General features: G+C 47.6%; 21 protein-coding genes and 1 riboswitch. Of the genes, 6 read left to right on the top strand and 15 right to left on the bottom strand.

Annotation, left to right across the window (positions count from 1 at the left end; genetic code table 11):
- Positions 1 to 128: 128 nt before the first annotated feature.
- Positions 129 to 737, bottom strand: a complete 609-nt coding sequence (locus tag SB752_RS28020; RefSeq protein WP_410718744.1) for a superoxide dismutase — start codon at positions 735 to 737, stop codon at positions 129 to 131.
- A 193-nt stretch (positions 738 to 930) separates the two neighbouring features.
- Between SB752_RS28020 and SB752_RS28015 the strand changes: the two genes are divergently transcribed.
- Positions 931 to 1,698, top strand: coding sequence for a TSUP family transporter (locus tag SB752_RS28015; protein ID WP_410718743.1), 768 nt, complete (start codon positions 931 to 933; stop codon positions 1,696 to 1,698).
- Between the two features lie 365 nt (positions 1,699 to 2,063).
- Here SB752_RS28015 and SB752_RS28010 read toward each other — a convergent pair whose 3' ends face one another.
- From SB752_RS28010 to SB752_RS27995, 4 genes are all read right to left on the bottom strand, one after another.
- Entirely contained in the window at positions 2,064 to 3,098 is a 1,035-nt protein-coding gene (locus SB752_RS28010) for a threonine aldolase family protein (protein WP_410718742.1), read from the bottom strand.
- A gap of 15 nt (positions 3,099 to 3,113) precedes the next feature.
- Entirely contained in the window at positions 3,114 to 3,539 is a 426-nt protein-coding gene (locus tag SB752_RS28005; RefSeq protein ID WP_410718741.1) for a MarR family winged helix-turn-helix transcriptional regulator, read from the bottom strand.
- Positions 3,540 to 3,684: 145 nt separating this feature from the next.
- Complete coding sequence (locus tag SB752_RS28000) at positions 3,685 to 3,870, bottom strand: hypothetical protein (RefSeq protein ID WP_049736899.1); 186 nt, start codon at positions 3,868 to 3,870, stop codon at positions 3,685 to 3,687.
- A gap of 17 nt (positions 3,871 to 3,887) precedes the next feature.
- Positions 3,888 to 4,118 carry a YneF family protein gene (locus SB752_RS27995; protein ID WP_049736898.1) on the bottom strand — a complete coding sequence of 77 codons (231 nt, stop codon included), beginning with the start codon at positions 4,116 to 4,118 and terminating at the stop codon, positions 3,888 to 3,890.
- A gap of 151 nt (positions 4,119 to 4,269) precedes the next feature.
- On the opposite strand from SB752_RS27995, the gene SB752_RS27990 reads away from it, so the two are divergent.
- Both SB752_RS27990 and SB752_RS27985 read left to right on the top strand, forming a co-directional pair.
- Positions 4,270 to 5,061, top strand: a complete 792-nt coding sequence (locus SB752_RS27990; RefSeq protein ID WP_410718740.1) for an N-acetylmuramoyl-L-alanine amidase family protein — start codon at positions 4,270 to 4,272, stop codon at positions 5,059 to 5,061.
- A gap of 25 nt (positions 5,062 to 5,086) precedes the next feature.
- Positions 5,087 to 5,407 (top strand): hypothetical protein, encoded by a 321-nt coding sequence (locus SB752_RS27985; protein ID WP_410718739.1) that lies wholly within the window; start codon positions 5,087 to 5,089, stop codon positions 5,405 to 5,407.
- Here SB752_RS27985 and prpE read toward each other — a convergent pair.
- From prpE to SB752_RS27950, 7 genes are all read right to left on the bottom strand, one after another.
- The gene (gene prpE / locus SB752_RS27980) at positions 5,392 to 6,213 is read right to left on the bottom strand and encodes a bis(5'-nucleosyl)-tetraphosphatase PrpE (protein WP_410718738.1); all 822 of its coding nucleotides are present in this window, start codon (positions 6,211 to 6,213) and stop codon (positions 5,392 to 5,394) included. The two genes, SB752_RS27985 and prpE, sit on opposite strands and share 16 nt — an antisense overlap.
- 122 nt (positions 6,214 to 6,335) lie before the next feature.
- Positions 6,336 to 6,965: a response regulator gene (locus tag SB752_RS27975; RefSeq protein ID WP_410718737.1), complete on the bottom strand. Its 630-nt coding sequence runs from the start codon at positions 6,963 to 6,965 to the stop codon at positions 6,336 to 6,338.
- Between the two features lie 8 nt (positions 6,966 to 6,973).
- Positions 6,974 to 8,122: a histidine kinase gene (locus SB752_RS27970; protein ID WP_410718736.1), complete on the bottom strand. Its 1,149-nt coding sequence runs from the start codon at positions 8,120 to 8,122 to the stop codon at positions 6,974 to 6,976.
- Positions 8,123 to 8,135: 13 nt separating this feature from the next.
- Positions 8,136 to 9,017, bottom strand: coding sequence for a cell wall-active antibiotics response protein LiaF (liaF, locus tag SB752_RS27965; RefSeq protein WP_410718735.1), 882 nt, complete (start codon positions 9,015 to 9,017; stop codon positions 8,136 to 8,138).
- Positions 9,018 to 9,031: 14 nt separating this feature from the next.
- A complete protein-coding gene (locus SB752_RS27960; protein WP_410718734.1) occupies positions 9,032 to 9,610 on the bottom strand; it encodes a class I SAM-dependent methyltransferase in 579 nt (192 codons plus the stop codon).
- A gap of 93 nt (positions 9,611 to 9,703) precedes the next feature.
- The gene (locus SB752_RS27955) at positions 9,704 to 10,405 is read right to left on the bottom strand and encodes a PspA/IM30 family protein (RefSeq protein ID WP_410718733.1); all 702 of its coding nucleotides are present in this window, start codon (positions 10,403 to 10,405) and stop codon (positions 9,704 to 9,706) included.
- Between the two features lie 73 nt (positions 10,406 to 10,478).
- Positions 10,479 to 10,877, bottom strand: coding sequence for a LiaF transmembrane domain-containing protein (locus SB752_RS27950; protein WP_410718732.1), 399 nt, complete (start codon positions 10,875 to 10,877; stop codon positions 10,479 to 10,481).
- 303 nt (positions 10,878 to 11,180) lie between these two features.
- A riboswitch (cyclic di-AMP (ydaO/yuaA leader) is annotated at positions 11,181 to 11,319 on the top strand.
- Between the two features lie 5 nt (positions 11,320 to 11,324).
- On the opposite strand from SB752_RS27950, the gene SB752_RS27945 reads away from it, so the two are divergent.
- The 3 genes from SB752_RS27945 to SB752_RS27935 all read left to right on the top strand — a co-directional run bounded on the left by SB752_RS27945 (position 11,325) and on the right by SB752_RS27935 (position 14,173).
- Positions 11,325 to 11,852, top strand: a complete 528-nt coding sequence (locus SB752_RS27945; RefSeq protein WP_410718731.1) for a C40 family peptidase — start codon at positions 11,325 to 11,327, stop codon at positions 11,850 to 11,852.
- A 221-nt stretch (positions 11,853 to 12,073) separates the two neighbouring features.
- Entirely contained in the window at positions 12,074 to 12,793 is a 720-nt protein-coding gene (locus SB752_RS27940) for a response regulator transcription factor (RefSeq protein WP_410718730.1), read from the top strand.
- On the top strand, positions 12,794 to 14,173 hold the full coding sequence (locus SB752_RS27935; RefSeq protein ID WP_410718729.1) for a sensor histidine kinase: 1,380 nt from the start codon (positions 12,794 to 12,796) through the stop codon (positions 14,171 to 14,173). It abuts the gene before it with no gap.
- A gap of 175 nt (positions 14,174 to 14,348) precedes the next feature.
- Here the strand turns inward: SB752_RS27935 and SB752_RS27930 are convergent, their stop codons facing one another.
- From SB752_RS27930 to SB752_RS27920, 3 genes are all read right to left on the bottom strand, one after another.
- The gene (locus SB752_RS27930; RefSeq protein WP_410718728.1) at positions 14,349 to 15,692 is read right to left on the bottom strand and encodes a cytochrome P450; all 1,344 of its coding nucleotides are present in this window, start codon (positions 15,690 to 15,692) and stop codon (positions 14,349 to 14,351) included.
- A 112-nt stretch (positions 15,693 to 15,804) separates the two neighbouring features.
- The gene (locus SB752_RS27925) at positions 15,805 to 16,368 is read right to left on the bottom strand and encodes a biotin transporter BioY (protein ID WP_410718727.1); all 564 of its coding nucleotides are present in this window, start codon (positions 16,366 to 16,368) and stop codon (positions 15,805 to 15,807) included.
- 91 nt (positions 16,369 to 16,459) lie between these two features.
- Complete coding sequence (locus SB752_RS27920) at positions 16,460 to 17,029, bottom strand: hypothetical protein (RefSeq protein ID WP_410718726.1); 570 nt, start codon at positions 17,027 to 17,029, stop codon at positions 16,460 to 16,462.
- Positions 17,030 to 17,172: the final 143 nt, after the last annotated feature.

The following is a 17,172-nucleotide window of genomic DNA, read 5'->3' as shown; positions in this document are numbered from 1 at the left end:
CTTAGGCTAATGGCTACTACTGCCTTCACCATTCGGGACTTTAACCCTAGAGATAACGCCCATGCTGGGCGCACATGCAAAAAAGCTTGCCGCATTGAGCGACAAGCTTTTGATGAGTGAGCCTGCAATTATTTCGCAGCTGCGAAACGTTTGCTTACTTCATCCCAGTTTACTACGTTCCAGAACGCCGCGATGTAGTCAGGGCGTTTGTTTTGGTAGTTCAGGTAGTATGCATGCTCCCATACGTCCAGACCGAGGATAGGTGTTTTGCCTTCCATTACAGGGCTGTCTTGGTTAGGAGTAGAAGAAATAGCTACTTTTCCGCCTTCAGCAGTCAGCCAAGCCCAGCCGGAACCGAAGCGAGTTGTAGCTGCTTTTGCGAATTCAGCTTTGAAGTTGTCAAAGCTTCCGAAAGCCGCGTTGATAGCGTCAGCCAGTTCACCAGTTGGTGCGCCGCCGCCATTCGGGCTCAGGATTTCCCAGAACAGAGTGTGGTTAGCATGCCCGCCACCGTTGTTGCGAACTGCTGTACGGATACCTTCTGGCAAAGCATCCAGGTTGCTGATCAATTCTTCAACGCTTTTCCCTTGCAGGTCAGCGTGACCTTCGAGAGCTGCATTCAGGTTGTTTACATACGTAGCATGGTGACGTCCGTGGTGGATCTCCATGGTTTGAGCGTCGATGTGTGGAACCAGTGCATCATGTGCATAAGGCAATGCAGGAAGTTGATGTGCCATTTTAACATTCCTCCTCAAAATATGTATGGGTCAAGCTTCGCCTTTATTATACTTCAAAGAACGTACTTTTACAACAAATCGGTTTGCAAAGTATATTAATCTATTAAATTATTTCAGTAGATTTCCATCTTGCAAACAGGGTAGAGCATGCTAGACTTGGATTTATACAAACTAGAGAATCAGGTGATCTTTTGTGGAAATGGACTTATCAACCATTGTCTTTCTCGCATTCTTCGGGTTTGTCGCTGCCTTTATTGACAGTACGGTAGGCGGAGGTGGGCTAATCTCTCTCCCTGCTCTCTTGGGTTTAGGAATTCCTCCCTACCTGGCATTGGGCACGAACAAGCTCGCAGGCACTATTTCGTCCGCTACCAGCTCCGTGACCTTTATTCGAAACGGCAAGTTTGACAAGAAGCTCATGCTTATCCTCTTTCCCGTCTCATTAATAGGGGCCTACTTTGGGGCAAAAACGGTACTGTTTGTTCCTCAGGAGCTATTAAAGGTACTGGTCATCATCATGATGGCGCTGATTTTCGTCTACACATTGTTTAACAAACGGTTCGGTCAAGATTCCAACTTTAAAGGCCTCACCAAGTTCACACTCGGTGTCGGGATTCCCTTTACCTTTTTAATTGGATTTTACGATGGCTTTTTCGGACCGGGAACCGGTTCGTTTTTCGTTTTCTTGATGGTGCTCTTGTTCGGATATGATTTTGTGATCGCTGCCGGGAATGGACGGATTCTGAATCTGGCGAGTAACATTTCTGCCTTGTTCGTTTTCGCGATGGAAGGCAAGGTTATTTTATTGACTGGTCTGGTCATGGGTGTCGCTATGCTTCTCGGTGCGAGCATCGGTGCGCGTGTGGCGATCAAAACAGGCGTCCGTTATGTTCGTCCGTTGTTCTTGGCTGTTTCTATCACGTTGATTACAAAAATGATTTATGAATTGATTTTTACGTAGGCTATTAAAATAAAAGAGCTTTAAAGGAAAGTGACTTCCGGGCTGTAGTGGAGGAGAGGAAAAAGAAGAAAATGCTCCAGCTTCTTGGGCCCTCTGCAATGAGGTCAATCCTGTACGGTTACATGAAAAAAGGGAAACCGCGTCCAAAGTAGCGCATTTCACCGAGGCTTCTCAGAGGTGGACGCTTAAAGGCGTGTTTCCCTTTTTTCATTCCACCTCGGTTGATGTCCCAAAGAGCTTCGCTTTTTCTCCTTTTTCCTCGGCAAGCCAGAGCATCTTCCCCATCTTTCTTTTGAAAGATCCTCCTTGAAGTTCTATCGAAAAAGCAAATATGAAAAGGAACGGTATACCCGCTCCTTTCTTTATTACAATGCCCGGATATCCTCTATCAGCTTTTCTACATTTTCTTTTTTAGTAGCCCAGCTGGTGCAAAATCTCACGACACTGTGATTATCATCGAATTTTTCCCATAAGGAAAAGGAATACTTTTTGCCCAATTCGCTTAGAACATCATTTCGCAAAATAGGGAACTGCTGGTTGGTTACTGAATCATAGCGGAATGAGTATCCTTTTTCTTTGAATGCCTCAAGAATCATCATCGCCATATCCACAGCGTGACTCGCAATCTCAAAATACAAGCCATCCTCAAACAAGGTTTCAAATTGGATTCCCAATAATCTGCCTTTGGCTAGCATGCCGCCTCTTTGCTTAATGAAATACCGAAAATCTTTTTTCAGAGCATCGTTCGTGATGACAACGGCCTCTCCACACAACGCTCCTACTTTCGTTCCCCCAATATAAAACACATCGCACAGCCTTGCTATATCTGCCATAGATAAATCGCTGTCTTGGGAAACCAGTCCATATCCTAATCTGGCGCCATCCAAAAACAATGGCAAGCCATGCTCGCGGCAAGCCTTACTTAATGCTTCCAGCTCTGCTCTGCTATAGGTTGTTCCATTCTCGGTAGGGTGAGAAATGTAAACCAAGCCTGGCTGTACTATATGCTCATGGGTGACATCATTCCAGTGAGCGTCAACCATTTCTTTTACCTGTTCTGCCCGAATTTTCCCATCGTCACTCGGCAATGTAAGTACTTTATGACCAGTCGCTTCAATTGCCCCTGTTTCATGTACGGCAATATGACCGGTAATAGCAGCAACGGCACCTTGGTGCGGGCGCAATATGGAAGCGATAACTGTCGTATTCGTCTGTGTTCCCCCAACTAACAAGTGTACGTCTGCATTCTCCATACCACACGCTTTTCTAATATACGCCTTGGCATTTTCACAGTATTTATCCATCCCATACCCAGGTGTCTGCTCTTCATTTGTTTCCAGTAACCGTTTCAAAATGCGCTCATGGGCACCTTCTGCATAATCATTTTCAAATCGAATCATTTTATGTATCCTCCCCTACCTGTCTAATTTGTTTTGAATCAGTAGCATAGAAGCATGTATTTCATTTATTTCTTTTTGTGATAACCCTTTTACTAACTCTGCTATTTGTTCATCCGATTTTTCATTCAACTGCTGAAAAAGAGCCATCCCTTTCGGAGTCAATTGAATCAAGCTGACTCTACTATCTGAGGGTGAGCTTTCTTTTATAAGCAGTTCATCCTTGCTAAGCTTGGCAAGGATTCTACTCATGTAGCTACGATCAATTTTCAGCCTTTCGACCAGATCGTTTGCGATACACTCTCTCATGAAGCCAATCTCCAAAATCACCCGTGCCTCGGTTAAAGAATAGCCGGTATCCAATACATGCTTTTCCAAAATTCCGAGCACGATCGTGTAAAAGCGGTTGAATTTTCGTATATCTGAAATGATGTCCTGCTGCATGACGCTACTCCTTTTTAGTGGACTTTGTCAACAAATAATGTAGTTTATTTAGTGGACTCTGTCAACATATTTCCACTCTTTTTGCACAGGAATACATGTCCTTATGCAAAAGAAAAAAGCCTGGCATCTAGCCAGGCTCTCCCCCCTACTCTTCGTTTCCTTTTCTCTGTTTCAAGCGTAAAATGATGCCATCAATCAGCAGGCCGACGCCCGCCAAATAAAAAGGGGCTGCAAATCGGGTTCCTTCCCCGATCGGCAGATCTTTCATGTACACGATAAATACCCCGATAATAAAGCCAATCATCGTGTAGCGCAGGCGAGTCGGCCCCATAACGACATCCCTCCGCTTTATTTACCGAATTTATTTGGCATTTTCATGTTTTTCATCGTACGGCTCATCTGTTTCAGTTGCTTCTGGTTAAGGTTCATCCCCATAGAACGGGCCATGGCTTGCAGTTGCTTGTCGTCCATTTGCATATTGGACACCTGCTTTTTCAAATAATAAGTACCTCCGGCAAAACCGCCTACGAGGCCAAGTAAGAGTGTAACAATCGGAATTACCCAGTTGTACCAAGCCATCAATACATTACCATCCTCTTTGCGTAATTAAATACATGTTCATTGTACCATAGTTGGACATTCTGTACATTGCACCATCGGAAATTGATGAGTCCGCCTCAAACATGATTGCTACTTCTAGCATATCCTAATTGCAAGAGGTGATGTGACAATGACTCCTATCGTCATTCTCGATGCCGGACATGGTGGTGTCGATCCTGGGGGAGGTAATAATTCCCAATTTTCAGAGAAGGATATGACCCTCAAGATATCAACCTATCAATACAACCGACTCCAAGAGTTAAACATCGCCGTCGCCATGACGCGAACAACAGATACTACCCTCTCAAGCGATGCTCGAACAGCGATTGTCCGCAACAGCGGGGCTCGCTATTGTATTTCCAACCATATCAATTCTGGCGGCGGCAGAGGCTCCGAAGTAATTTACTCCATTTTTGGCTCTGCTGCATTCCCTCGCTTGATTCAGGAGGATTTGGAAGCAGAAGGTATGCCTAATCGGAGAATTTTTACTCGTACACTTCCTAACAATCCCGGACTCGACTACTACTATATGCATCGGGAGACGGGCAGCGTGGAAACCGTCATCGTGGAATATGGCTTTGCCGACAACCCGATGGATGCAGATAAGCTCGCCAAAGACTGGAAGGACCTTGCAGAAGCAGTCGTTCGAGCCTTTTGTGAGTACGCCAAGCTCCCCTATCAGTCGCCAAAAACGACACCAACGCCAACACCGACCAGCTCACCAGGCAATGGCGGGGGGACCGGCAATCCTGGCAACGGAGGAGGTGGCACTTTGCCTGATTGGAAACAGGAAGCAATCGACTGGATGTTTGACCAAGGGCTACTCACTAATGAAGATTGGCGAAGCCAAGCTGACAAGCCGTTGCCCCTCTGGGCTGAAGCAGTCATCCTCAAGCGTCTGTATGAAAAACTGAAAACCTAAGCTCAATTTGTGGAGGGAGTGGGCCTTGGGATTTGATCTGGGCTTGATTATTGCCTTTGCCCTAGCAGGCACTGCTACCCTTTCCGACGTACTTCGCATCCCCAAAAAGCTGCGTAGTTGGGTAGCGGTCGTGCTGATTCTCGGACTGTACATGGTGAATCAGTGGTTGTATTCACCTGGCTTTGACTGGAAGATAGCATTGCTCGAGGGCTTGACTGCGGGCCTCGCCAGTGTCGGTATTCACTCCTCTGCCAAAAACACGCTGGAGCAATTTAGCGTAAGCAAAACGAACGAGAAGCAAAACCAGATAAAAAGCAAGAACAACGATTCTCAATCCGCGGTATAACGTGTTAACGGTGTGTCAGTCAAACCCGAATAGTTTTTCTTTGCCGGTACACTTATCAATTCGTCCTCCGGAAAGCGATAGGCGGTTAGCATTCCGCCAAACACGCAGCCCTGGTCGATATTGAGTGTGCCGTTTTTACGTTCTGGATTAGGGCGTGGATCATGTCCCCACACAATGAGCGGCTCCGTAGCCTTTCGTTCTTTTGCCCACTCTCTGCGGATTGGACGACCATCTGGCCCTGTTCCGGCTACATCCCCGTACCTGCAAAAGGTTTGTACCGCTGACGACTCCATCCCGATATAGTCATCTTTAATTCCTGCATGGACAGCGACTGCGACCAGCTTATCCTTTCTCCTGATCATCATGTGCGACGGAGAAGAAAACAGAAGACGCCGACTTTGCTCTCGCAAAACCGCTGCCTTTTTCGGCCCAAATTCTTGCTGGTACATTCGCAGCTCTTCTTCTACCTTTTCGTCTCCATGGGCAAGTGTGACAGGCCTTCCGTCGAGCCAACGCGCCACTTTCCATCCATGATTGCTATCGACCATCTCAGCAATGCCGGATGATGTGTGCAGCAAAAAAAATTGCAGCATCTTGATTGATTGTGGTCCACGACTTGTAATATCTCCGAGGGAAAGGAGCTTTCGACCTTGTGAATGGCGATACGTCCCATCGTGACCTCGCTCATACCCCAAGCGCCGCAAGAGTTCGATAAACTCGTCATAACAGCCATGAACATCTCCGACGATATCTACTCCCTTGTCTGCCGAAAGCACCTTGGATCGTGTCTGAGGTTTGTGCCTCATCTTACACTCCCTCCTTTCCAAAAGCTATTACTTACTATCTTTACCACATATACAAAAAAAACTCACTCTCTATTCAAAAGAGTGAGCCTCCTCGTCATTTCCTTTTTTGGCACGGTCATCTCCTAGCCCAGATTATGCGTGTGTACATAGATCGCTGCTTGTGTGCGGTCCTCCACGCTTAGCTTGGCCAAAATGTTGCTTACGTGGGTTTTTACCGTCTTAATCCCAATAATGAGCTCATCCGCTATTTCCTGATTGGATTTGCCCTGACCGATCAGCTTGAGCACCTCTAGCTCACGTGGTGTCAGCTGTTCATGCGGATGGGCTTCCTGTCCATGGCGGAAACGCGCCATGATTTTTCCGGCAACACGTGATTCCAGTACAGGCTCTCCTGCTACCGCAGAACGGATCGCTTTGACAATTTCGGCCGCACGCGAGGTTTTGAGCAAATAACTAAACGCACCAGCCTCGATGACAGGATATACCTTCTCATCGTCGATAAAGCTCGTGAGTACGATCACCTTGCTGGAAGGACAAGCATCGCGAATCCGTCTGGTCGCTTCTACACCACCGATGCCTTCCATCACCAGATCCATCAATACGACGTCTGGACGCAATTCAATCGTCATCCGAACGCCTTCTTCCCCGCTACCCGCTTCCGCTACGACTTCAATATCGTCCTCAGTTGAGAGATAGGCAGCCAGTCCCATCCGTACCATTTCATGATCATCAACAAGTAATACCCGAATCACAAAAGATCTCACCCTTCCCGTTCTGCCTGTGACATCAGGGGAATCCGCACTTCGATTTGCGTTCCCTTGCCTATCGCTGAATAAATCTCCATCGAGCCGCCTACCTCGGCAACCCGTTCCTGCATGCTTCGCAAACCATAGGACGTCGGCTTATCTCCATCCGGATCAAAACCTACCCCGTCATCTGACACCCGCATGCGAACCTGCTCTTGCAAAGTAAACAGCTTGACGCTAATCAGGTTGGCTTTGGCATGCCTCAGCGTATTGGAGAGCGATTCCTGCAGAATTCGGAACAGATGATCCTCAATTCCACTCGGCAAGCCTTCGACGTCTTCGATTTCCCACGTCAGCTCCATCGTATTTTTACGTGTGAGCTCATCTAAAAGTTCCAAAATGGCTTCCTTCAACGTTTTGTTTTGCAAAGTCGCCGGGCGAAGATGCAACAATAGCGCCCTCATCTCCGCCTGTGCTGCGGCTGCCATTTCTTCAACCAATTCAATTTGCTGGCTGGCGCGCTGCGGATTTTTTTCGACCAGCCGCTTCATCGCTGCTGTGGTCATCGCAATGGCAAACAACTGCTGACTGACTGCATCATGCAGCTCACGCGCCAGTCGCTGCCTTTCCTCCGTCACGGCGGCATGCTTCAGCTGTTCGGCAAGTGCTGCATTGGAATTAGAAAGGCGCTGTAAGGATGCCACCTGCTCTTCCCATTGAGAAGCCAGCCTGTTTAGTTGCCAGCCGAGCTCTCCTACCTCATCGACTCCAAGCTCCGGCACTCGGTACGATAACATACCTCGCCCCAGCTTCATTGCCGCTTCGCCGAGAACAAACAATCTCTTTTTCAAGAGGTTCCCGCCGATATAAGAAATGATCAGGGCGACAACCAATCCGGCAGGCAACGAAATAATAAAGGCCACTAGCTGAATCAGCCAATCCGGGTCTGGGGATAATAGTGACCCTCTGTTGTCACCTAGCCACAGCACGATTTGGGGATCATGGATGATCTTGAAATACCACTGATGGATACTGGGATCGTTTCTCCACTGAAAGTAGAGCGAAAAGAAACAAATAAATGCTATCACGATCGCACTGACGGCCATTGTTACACCGTAGCGCACATACTGCCATTGTATACTTGCCAACCGCTGTCGACGCATCCGCCAGTACCTCCTAGATGTACTTGACTTTTATATCGCCGACTAGCAGCGAGATATGCAAATTTACTTTATGCACCGCCTGATCATAATGATCAGAACGAATCATCAGACTTCGATTGACCCCTCCCTGGCGGTGACTGAACACTTCCAGATCACCAACCGTGAGCTCCGCTGATACTAAAACGGGAAGATCGACAGGGACGTAGATTGTAACGTCGCCAACCCACCCCTCCACTACGAGAAGCGCTTCCTCTTTCATCAGCATAGCCCGAGACAAGTCAATCACAACATCGCCAATGCCATGCCATACATGCAATTGGCTCAGCTCGAACCTGCCCGAGGTCAGGTGAAAATCGCCGATCAGCGAACTGCGGGAATCTTTTGGCAACATGCGGTCCCGATGAATGGTCGCCCCATCCTTATCCTTATCCGCTGATTTCGCACCGGGCGGTCTCCATTTTGTCCAGCTTTCACGCTGCCCTTTAGGCTCATCGCCTTCCACTTTGTCATCGGACAAGGGCTCCGCCTGGAAGTCTAGATCTGCCTTCTCAAACAATGTATCCTTCCCAGGTAGCGATCCCTTTTGCCGCGCTCTGCCCCGCACCAAGCGGAAGCCGAAGTAGATAAAGACGAAAGGTACTGCTACTCGAAACAAATCATCTATGCCAATGCCAAACCACATTTCGAGAGCGATGATCGTACCCAGACTGATCAATATGCCGCCGCCAATCCGATTGTTCTGTTTCCACAACCGTGCACCAAAGTACACCAGAAGCATCGGCCACAGATCAAACAGACCGAACGTGATTATATGCAACCCATTTAACAAAAGGCCAATCCCGGTCAAAATGATCAGGACACCAGCCAACATTTTGTGCAAGCGGGACAATTTCACAGAAGTCTCCTCTCTTACGCCCCATGCCGATCGTTTTCACTCTGACCGTTACGACATGTATAAATGAATGCAGGTGGTATATTCAGCAAGGTAAAGCTGGTCTCTACCCTGGAAAAACGTGCCTGCAGCTCAGCTTGGAGTTGTAGCGAATATTGGAATGTAATGAACAGCCCGCCTGGTTTCAGCACGGATTGGACTTCATTCAAAATGTCTGTCCGTAGCTCTTGCGGAAAGTTGGCAAAAGGCAGCCCTGATATAATCACATCTGCCTGCGCAAGATTTAATTCCTCCAAGTAATCCCGCAGTCTCGTTGCTTCCTCCATGATCGGAATCTCCGGAAATCGGGAGTGCAGCATCGACCGAAACTGGGAGTCGCGCTCTACAAGCACATAATGGGTATCGGGACGCATATTTTCATAAATCGCTTGCGTAAAAGCACCCGTGCCAGGCCCCAGCTCAAGTATGACATCGGTGGAAGCCCAATTAACGCCCTCCAGCATACGTGCACTTAAAAACCGAGAGCTGGGAATAACGCTGCCGACACGACCGGGCTCAGCGATAAACCGTCGCAAAAAGACCAAGAAGTCTACCAAGAATCGTACCTCCTAGGGGAAAAGCAGCCTGAAATCCAGGCTGCCTAGTTGCCACACTTTATTCTACACCTGGTCCCCTAGTTCCTGTCCGATTTAGGACTGCTCTGGTTTTTGGACCGGTGCTTTTTTCTCTTGCAATGAGGCTTTGATGTTTGCAAGCTCGGAATCGAGATCATCCTTCTCCAGCTGGGACAAAGCATTCTCCCATCCATAACCTACATTGGAACCGCGCCATTGTCCACTCATTTGTGCCTCTGCTTCCATGCGCATAACCTTTTCTTCCATTCTTGTAAAGCCGCGACCAGCTGTTTGGTTGCCAATACCAACAACCGCTTGATTCACTTGTTTTTGTGTACGAGCGACTTGCGCACGTGCCATCAATGTGAATTTTTTAGCACGCATTTTATAGAACTCTTCTTTCAGTTCAGCCAGCTTCTCACGCATTTGCGCGGCAGCTTCTGAAGCCGACAAGTAGAGAGTTTCGTATTCTGCTGCACGTCCTTCATACTGCTTTTTGTCTGCCAGAGCGCGGCGAGCGAGCTCGTCTTCGCCTTCGGTCAGTGCCAGCTTCACCTGGCGATCACGTTTTTCAATCAGTGCGTTTGCCTCATCCAACTGCTGGCGGAATTTCTTTTCCAGAGCAACCTGGCGGGCTACCGCTACTTCAACCTGTCCAATTTCTACTTCCATGTCACGCATATACTGGTTCAGCATCACTACCGGATCTTCCATCGAATCCAATGCATCATTCACAGAAGCTACTGTCAGGTCACGCAAACGTCTAAAGATACTCATTTTTTATTTCCTCCTCATCATATCACATCATATAGTTTCATCCAAAAGCCACATTCGACATAATTACCTACGGCTACCGTTTCGTCACTCTTTTTTCCCAGTCATCCAGCGTATCTTCTTTTAATACTCCTTGTGCCCACTGACGCTCCCAAGCTGGTGGTGATTCTTTTTGTTCTGGCCGCGGACGCAATAGGCGGTATCCCAAATAGATAACCCCTATGGCCAAGATGCTGTGGAACAAGAGGTGCAGCTTCCCAAACAGCATCAACAGCCCGAACAGGAAGACAATTACTCCCCAAAAGCGTGAGCCCGAATTACCCATTACTTTGCGAGCTCCGTACAGCATGATTACTGAAGGAATCAACACGCCAATCAAATCGCCGCTGTCGATTCCCAGTTGGTCCAACAGAACCAACCCGCCAATTAGCAGCAGAACCAGCCCGAGTAGTATCTTTCCAGACCGTTCGCTCATCCTTTGCTTGCCTCCATTCGTTGTTGATGTGGTGCAGGTCGACCTTATGCCCTTATTGTAGCCCCGAGCATAGGCTTCCCATAACGGGCGAGCGGTTGGTTTTTCCCTCCGTCCTTGGACGGATATAGCTTCCTGCTCCAATCGGACGAGCCTTGCAGGACCTTGCCGAATCAAAGCTTGCATTACCCGGACAAAACGTTACGCCATCAGACAAAATATTATGGCAAAAATGTGAACAAACCATCGAAAAAGAGGAGATATTGGACAAGCGTAGAATCTGTGTTGAGTACGCGTGTAAAAAAACATCGAAAATAGCCGAGTTCCGCCTGGCGGAAACGGGGGAACCAAGTTTTTGGGGTGAATGGCTGTGTATCACGGCAGTCTAGGGCGTCCTTTCGACCGAACCCTTCAGCTAACCTCGTAGGCTCATGGGAGGAGCAGTTTCTTTTGCGCAAGTTGGTAGTATCTTTTATTATGGCTGGATTGCTGGCGATGGGAACCGGTGCTGCACAGGCTGCTGAAAGCACATCTTTGAATGATGTGGTAAGCGATCTGTACGGCGTTCCTTACAAATCGTCCGGTACATCCAAAAAGGGCTTTGACTGCTCCGGTTTCACACGCTACGTATTTGATGCGTTAGGTGTAGACCTGCCTCACAATTCTGCGGCTCAATATGAAGTAGGAGAATCCGTCGAGAAGAAAGACCTTCAACCCGGCGACCTCGTTTTCTTCAACACTAATGGACGCAGCATTTCTCATGTTGGCATCTACATCGGAAACGGCACATTCGTGCACTCGGAAACTGGCCGTGGCGTCGTCAACACCAAGTTGAGCGATCCCTACTACTGGAGCAAGCGTTATGTAGGTGCAAAGCGCATCAACACGCCTGTTCTGGAAGCAAAGGCTGAAAATCCGAAGAAGGAAAACGCGGTGCAAGCTGCATCGTTGCCGGAAGATCAAGCAACTAAAAAGTAGTTCGGCAAAAAATAAGAGCCAGGGACTTCGCGTCTCTGGCTTTTTCTGACGAAACTTAGTACCTGGTGTCATGAGGTGACCTCACTTATAAGTATTTGATTATAGTGAGGGGCATACTTGCCTTTCCCTGGTCAAAGCATGTTATGATAGATAGACATGGTAAATAAATTTTTTCTGAGTGCTCGCTTCCTTATTAATAGAAGTAACTGGGGGTATAACCGGTGAAGGATCACATATTAATTGTCGATGACAACCTCGAGATTATTGAACTCTTAGAAGACATATTGGAAAACGAAGGCTTTCAGGTGTCCGCAGCCGAAAATGGCGAAGATGCACTGCAGATGCTCAGCCAGGGCCATCGCCCGAATCTCATTCTGCTAGATATTATGATGCCAAATATGAGCGGCTATGAGCTCTGCTCCCAAATTCGCCGTGAGTGGGATTTGCCGATTCTGTTTTTAAGCGCGAAAGGAAAAGCTGTGGACAAGGTCGTAGGCTTTGAAATCGGTGCCGATGACTACATTACCAAGCCTTTCGATACGGAAGAGCTGCTTGCCCGTATTCGTGCCCATTTGCGCCGCTATGAGCGTATTCGCAAGCATACCGAAGAGCAGCCGGATAAAGAAGCTGCCAACTCTTCGATTACAGTCCTCAAATTTAAGGACCTGGAAATTCATAAAGAAACGTATTCTGTCTATGTCAGCAATGAAAAAATTGAGCTATCCACCAAGGAATTTCAACTGCTCACATTCCTCGCTGAAAATGCCGGCATCGTGTTTACACGGGAGCAAATCTACGATCGTGTCTGGGGCTATGGCTACGGCTCGCTCAATACAGTGACCGTCCACATTAAAAACTTGCGTGAAAAGCTGGAGACGAACCGCCAGTTCATTAAGACACAATGGGGGACAGGCTACGTATTTATCGGGGAGAAGCAATAAATGAGCTTGCGCAATAAACTGTTTCTTTCGTTTATCGCTTTGATCACACTGAATATCCTTTTGTTCAAATTCGTCTTTCAGGACATCATTGTTGACCAGCTAAAAAATGACAGACACAATCAATATCAATACGAAAAGGAAGCAGCGGAAAAGGTTCGAGTCAATCAGTTATTGCGTACGAGCAATTTCAAGGACCCTACGGAGCGTCAGGAGCTAGAAAAGCAGCTGCCTGAGGACGTCATGTACCGCATGGTGATCAAGGACGCAAACGGCAATACGATCTTCAACAAAACCTCGCAAGCTTATGATTTAAAGGTCCCTTCGTCCACTTCGAACCGGAGTTCCTCCAAAAAGGGGGACCTCAAGACAGTTGCAGAATACCACTTTCAGCAGGAGCCGCCACGCGAAGGGGAAATCGTCATTTATTTTTACACAGACGACTATGACATCATGTCTACAACAGGTGTATCCATGATGCTTTGGTTTATTTACGGAAGCCTTGTGTTGGTCGGTCTGGTGCTACTCACTCTATTTGTCCGCTGGATTTTGCGCCCTGTGAGCGAGCTGTCACGTGTAACTCAAGAGATTCGCGGCGGAAAGCGACTCGTCTCGTTTACGTACAAATCCCACGACGAGTTCGGCCAATTGTTTCGCTACTTCGGAGATATGGTAGATGAGATGCGCTTTTCCGAGGAACGTCAATCGGAGATGATCGCCTCGATCGCCCACGATTTCCGTACTCCGCTGACTACAATCAAGGGGTATGCATCATACATCGGCTCGGGACGCGTCACTGAGCTTGAGCGAATTCAGAAGCAAATGAGCAAAATCGAGCTGAAAACGTCTGATTTGGAAAAGCTGCTCGACGAATTGCAGGACTTTAGCCAGCAAAGTACAGAAGTGAGGCTCAACATTAGCCGCATTCATGTAAAAAGCTTCTTGAAAGGGATCATTGAGGACTATTTGACTCGCATCAAGGAAGCAGGACTCTCCTTCCAGTGGAAGCTGCGCGTTTCCAATGAGCTGCATATCGAAGCGGATGAAACAAAGCTGCGCCGGGTTATGGAAAACCTGCTCAACAATGCAATTTACTACAATAAACCAAACGGCTCAATATTGATTACATGTGATCAGCGTGAAGGACATGTGCTTTTCTCCGTGATTGATAAAGGTGAGGGCATCTCCAGCGAAGACCTGCCCAAAGTATTCACCAAATTTTATCGCGCAGAAAAGTCCCGTAACCGAAACAACGGTGGTACGGGACTTGGTTTGACAATCTCCCAGAGCATCGTCCGACGTCATGGCGGAGAACTGATGGTAAACAGTGAGCTCGGAGTCGGAAGCAGCTTTTCGTTTACAATTCCTTTTTACCACATTTAAAATTTATATAGATTTATTCTCAGTTAATATATTTTTTATTTTTCTCTGTTACATTATTACTTGTAAGCATGTTGCTTTCAGTGATAAATAACCCCCAGTTCGGTATCTGACACAACACGGCGTAACCCGTAGGTGAAAAGATGCCTTTTTTTTGTCCAAAAATCCCCTTCCTTTTTTATCCTCTCTTCTCCACTCTCATTGGCAAGCCGTTTTTCGGTCGCAGTGTAACCAACGGCTCTGGCTCTACCTTCTGACCAGGAGTTTCCAGGTGCAATCGATAGCGCTGGGCGATCGTCGCCAAAAGCAGAGCTGCTTCCATAAGCGCAAAGTTATTCCCGATGCATACACGTGGGCCTCCCCCAAACGGGAAATAGGCATAGGTCGGAATCCGTTTTAGCAAATCGCCCTCAAAACGCTCAGGAATAAACTCGTCAGGATTGTCAAAGTAACGATGATTGCGATGCATGACGTACTGGCTCATCATCAAGGTCTCCCCTGGCTGATAAGTATGGCCGCCGATCTCTACCTCTTCTACGACCTCCCGGTTAATCGTCCACGCCGCCGGATACAGCCTCAGTGTCTCCTGTACAATCAAATTCGTATACGTCAGGTGAGGCAAATCTTCTACTGTAGGCAGCCGGTCACACAGGACCGTCGACAGCTCATCTTGGAGCTTTTTCTCTGCTTCTGGATGTGTTGCCAGCAAATAAAAAATCCAGGACATCGTATTCGCTGTCGTCTCGTGACCCGCCACAAAAATGGTCATAACCTCATCACGCACTTGCTCGTCGGTCATCCCTTCACCGTCGTCCTCGTCTCGTGCCGCCAAGAGCATCGACAAAAGGTCATTTTTCCCATGATCCCCACTTTTACGTCTTTCTTCGATCAGCGAAAAAATTGTTTTGTCTAATGTCTCGTTCGACTCCATAAACTGGCGATTGCTTTTCGTCGGTACAGACAGTGGTATGTCAATAAACGAGGACGCCTTGTTGGCAACGTACTTCAATCCGATATCAATCGCCTCTCCAATTTGATCGGCGCCTTCTTTGATGCTTTTGCCAAACATCGTCTCGGTAATGATGGCCAGCGTGACTTTCATCATATCGTGGTGGATATCGCGAACTTCACCGTCTCTCCATTCGCTCATCAGGTCAACCCCTTGGCGAACCATGACCTGACCATAGGCAGCAATTCGTTCACGATGAAAGACTGGCTGCATCAATCTTCTTTGCCGCAAATGCTTCTTCCCTTCACTCGTAAGAATTCCGTCCCCTACGACTGCTCTCGCTACTTGCAGCCCTTTTCCTTTGCGAAAATGCGCTTGCTTGGAAACCAGCACTTCTTTGATCTGATCTGGATTCGTGAGCAGGTAGACATGGCGTTTCGGCCCAAATCGAAAATGCACCACATCACCGTGCTCCTCAGATGCATTACGGATAAATTGTAGTGGATCACGACGAAAGGATAGCAGATTTCCCGAGAGAGGCAGACCCTTTGGTCCCGAAATCGTTACGTTCATAATGTCCTCCTTGTGGTAAATACGGTATGTTACGGATTAGTATCCAGCACAAAAAAGAGATTATGCGAAGAAAAAGCCACCCGAAATCGGATGGCCATAAAAAGACTGCAAGCTAGTTCGTAATCGATTGTTCTGTTCGCAGCAAGCGTGTTGCAACCAGACGCTCGCGCACTTTGATTCCAATGAGGGCAGCGAGCACTGCCTTGATCACGCCTACCATCAAGAATGGTGTCGCACCGAAGGCAAACGCTTTGTCCCATGGAACATCCAGTACAAATTTCAATTGGATAGAACCAAAAATCAATGTGACGATCATCCCAATAATATTGGCGATCACAGCATTGACGAAGGTAAAGCTCGTCTTTTCCAGATACAAGCCCGTTACATACGCGGTCACGATAAATCCGAAGATATAGCCTCCGGTTTTCCCAACCAATACTTGCAAGCCGCCGCTCGCTTCTGTAAAAACAGGCAAGCCGATCGCACCTAGCAGCACGTAAATCAAGAGTGCTACCGTCCCGTAGCGACTGCCCAAAATCGTAGCAGTCAAGCCTACAGCAAGCGTCTGCGCCGTAATCGGGATCAAAGGCAATGGAATCGTCAGCTGGGACAAAACTGCAGTAAGCGCAGCAAAAATGGCAGATAAGAGCAGCCACCTCAAACGTTCATTTCTCATGCGTATAGCCTCCATTTGTTAACTAAAATTATAATAAGGTTAACAAAATAATAATACGCATGCTGGAAATTGTAAATGCCCCTATGCAAATTTAGCTGAGCTCGTTGTCTGCAAACACCTGAAGCTTCGTAAGCGACTGCACCGTATGATCAATTAAAAAGCGCAAGTCATCTATATTTCCCTCGTCGATTTTACGATGAAAATCAAGAGTTACCTGATTCCGCAGATGCTTTGGCGGCCACTCGATCCGATTTTCCTCTACCCTGGCCTTCAGCGTTTGTGTTATGTACGGTCGACTTCCCCATATATCGTCCAGAATCGTTGTGATTGATTTTATTTTTTGCGGAACATCCCCATGGTTCATCATCGGCAAATGAAAATGAATACAAATCGTACAGCCGACGTGCTCTGTCAACGGCTGCTCCAGCTGTTCAGCAGCAATATCAGCCAGGCCCGTGCGCAGCTGCATCTCTGCGATTACAGCTTGCTCACTTTTATCCCGATCTACTAATGTAAACTCTATTTGAAACATCCGGTGGAAAGAAGCCATATCCATCACGTCCGAGCGCCCGGTAATCGTGATAGCGCCCTCAAAATCACGGTCATATACTGCACCTTCCAGCACCACCCTGATGTTGTCAAATACTAACGGATGAAACATCTATTATCCTCAATCCCTTCCAAAAAGCTGTTGGCGTACAAGTCTTGCTTATCATTCTAGGATGCCTCCTTTCTGACTGTTTTGCAAGCAGGCAGACATACCCGTGGAAAACAGGGGCTGTGGAGTGGTAACATGGGAGGGAA

Source organism: Brevibacillus sp. SIMBA_040 (assembly GCF_046535075.1).
Taxonomy (GTDB): domain Bacteria; phylum Bacillota; class Bacilli; order Brevibacillales; family Brevibacillaceae; genus Brevibacillus.
Note: the sequence above shows the minus strand (reverse complement) of the source record. Positions and strands in the feature narration are given on the sequence as shown.

Bases quoted from the DNA above. Each gene is read 5' to 3' on its own strand.
- SB752_RS28020 (WP_410718744.1), bottom strand. From the start codon at position 737: ATGGCACATCAACTTCCTGCATTGCCTTATGCACATGATGCACTGGTT.
- SB752_RS28010 (WP_410718742.1), bottom strand. From the start codon at position 3,098: ATGATTCGATTTGAAAATGATTATGCAGAAGGTGCCCATGAGCGCATT.
- SB752_RS28005 (WP_410718741.1), bottom strand. From the start codon at position 3,539: ATGCAGCAGGACATCATTTCAGATATACGAAAATTCAACCGCTTTTAC.
- SB752_RS28000 (WP_049736899.1), bottom strand. From the start codon at position 3,870: ATGGGGCCGACTCGCCTGCGCTACACGATGATTGGCTTTATTATCGGG.
- SB752_RS27995 (WP_049736898.1), bottom strand. From the start codon at position 4,118: ATGGCTTGGTACAACTGGGTAATTCCGATTGTTACACTCTTACTTGGC.
- SB752_RS27990 (WP_410718740.1), top strand. From the start codon at position 4,270: ATGACTCCTATCGTCATTCTCGATGCCGGACATGGTGGTGTCGATCCT.
- prpE (WP_410718738.1), bottom strand. From the start codon at position 6,213: ATGAGGCACAAACCTCAGACACGATCCAAGGTGCTTTCGGCAGACAAG.
- SB752_RS27970 (WP_410718736.1), bottom strand. From the start codon at position 8,122: ATGCGTCGACAGCGGTTGGCAAGTATACAATGGCAGTATGTGCGCTAC.
- SB752_RS27955 (WP_410718733.1), bottom strand. From the start codon at position 10,405: ATGAGTATCTTTAGACGTTTGCGTGACCTGACAGTAGCTTCTGTGAAT.
- SB752_RS27950 (WP_410718732.1), bottom strand. From the start codon at position 10,877: ATGAGCGAACGGTCTGGAAAGATACTACTCGGGCTGGTTCTGCTGCTA.
- SB752_RS27935 (WP_410718729.1), top strand. From the start codon at position 12,794: ATGAGCTTGCGCAATAAACTGTTTCTTTCGTTTATCGCTTTGATCACA.
- SB752_RS27930 (WP_410718728.1), bottom strand. From the start codon at position 15,692: ATGAACGTAACGATTTCGGGACCAAAGGGTCTGCCTCTCTCGGGAAAT.
- SB752_RS27925 (WP_410718727.1), bottom strand. From the start codon at position 16,368: ATGAGAAATGAACGTTTGAGGTGGCTGCTCTTATCTGCCATTTTTGCT.
- SB752_RS27920 (WP_410718726.1), bottom strand. From the start codon at position 17,029: ATGTTTCATCCGTTAGTATTTGACAACATCAGGGTGGTGCTGGAAGGT.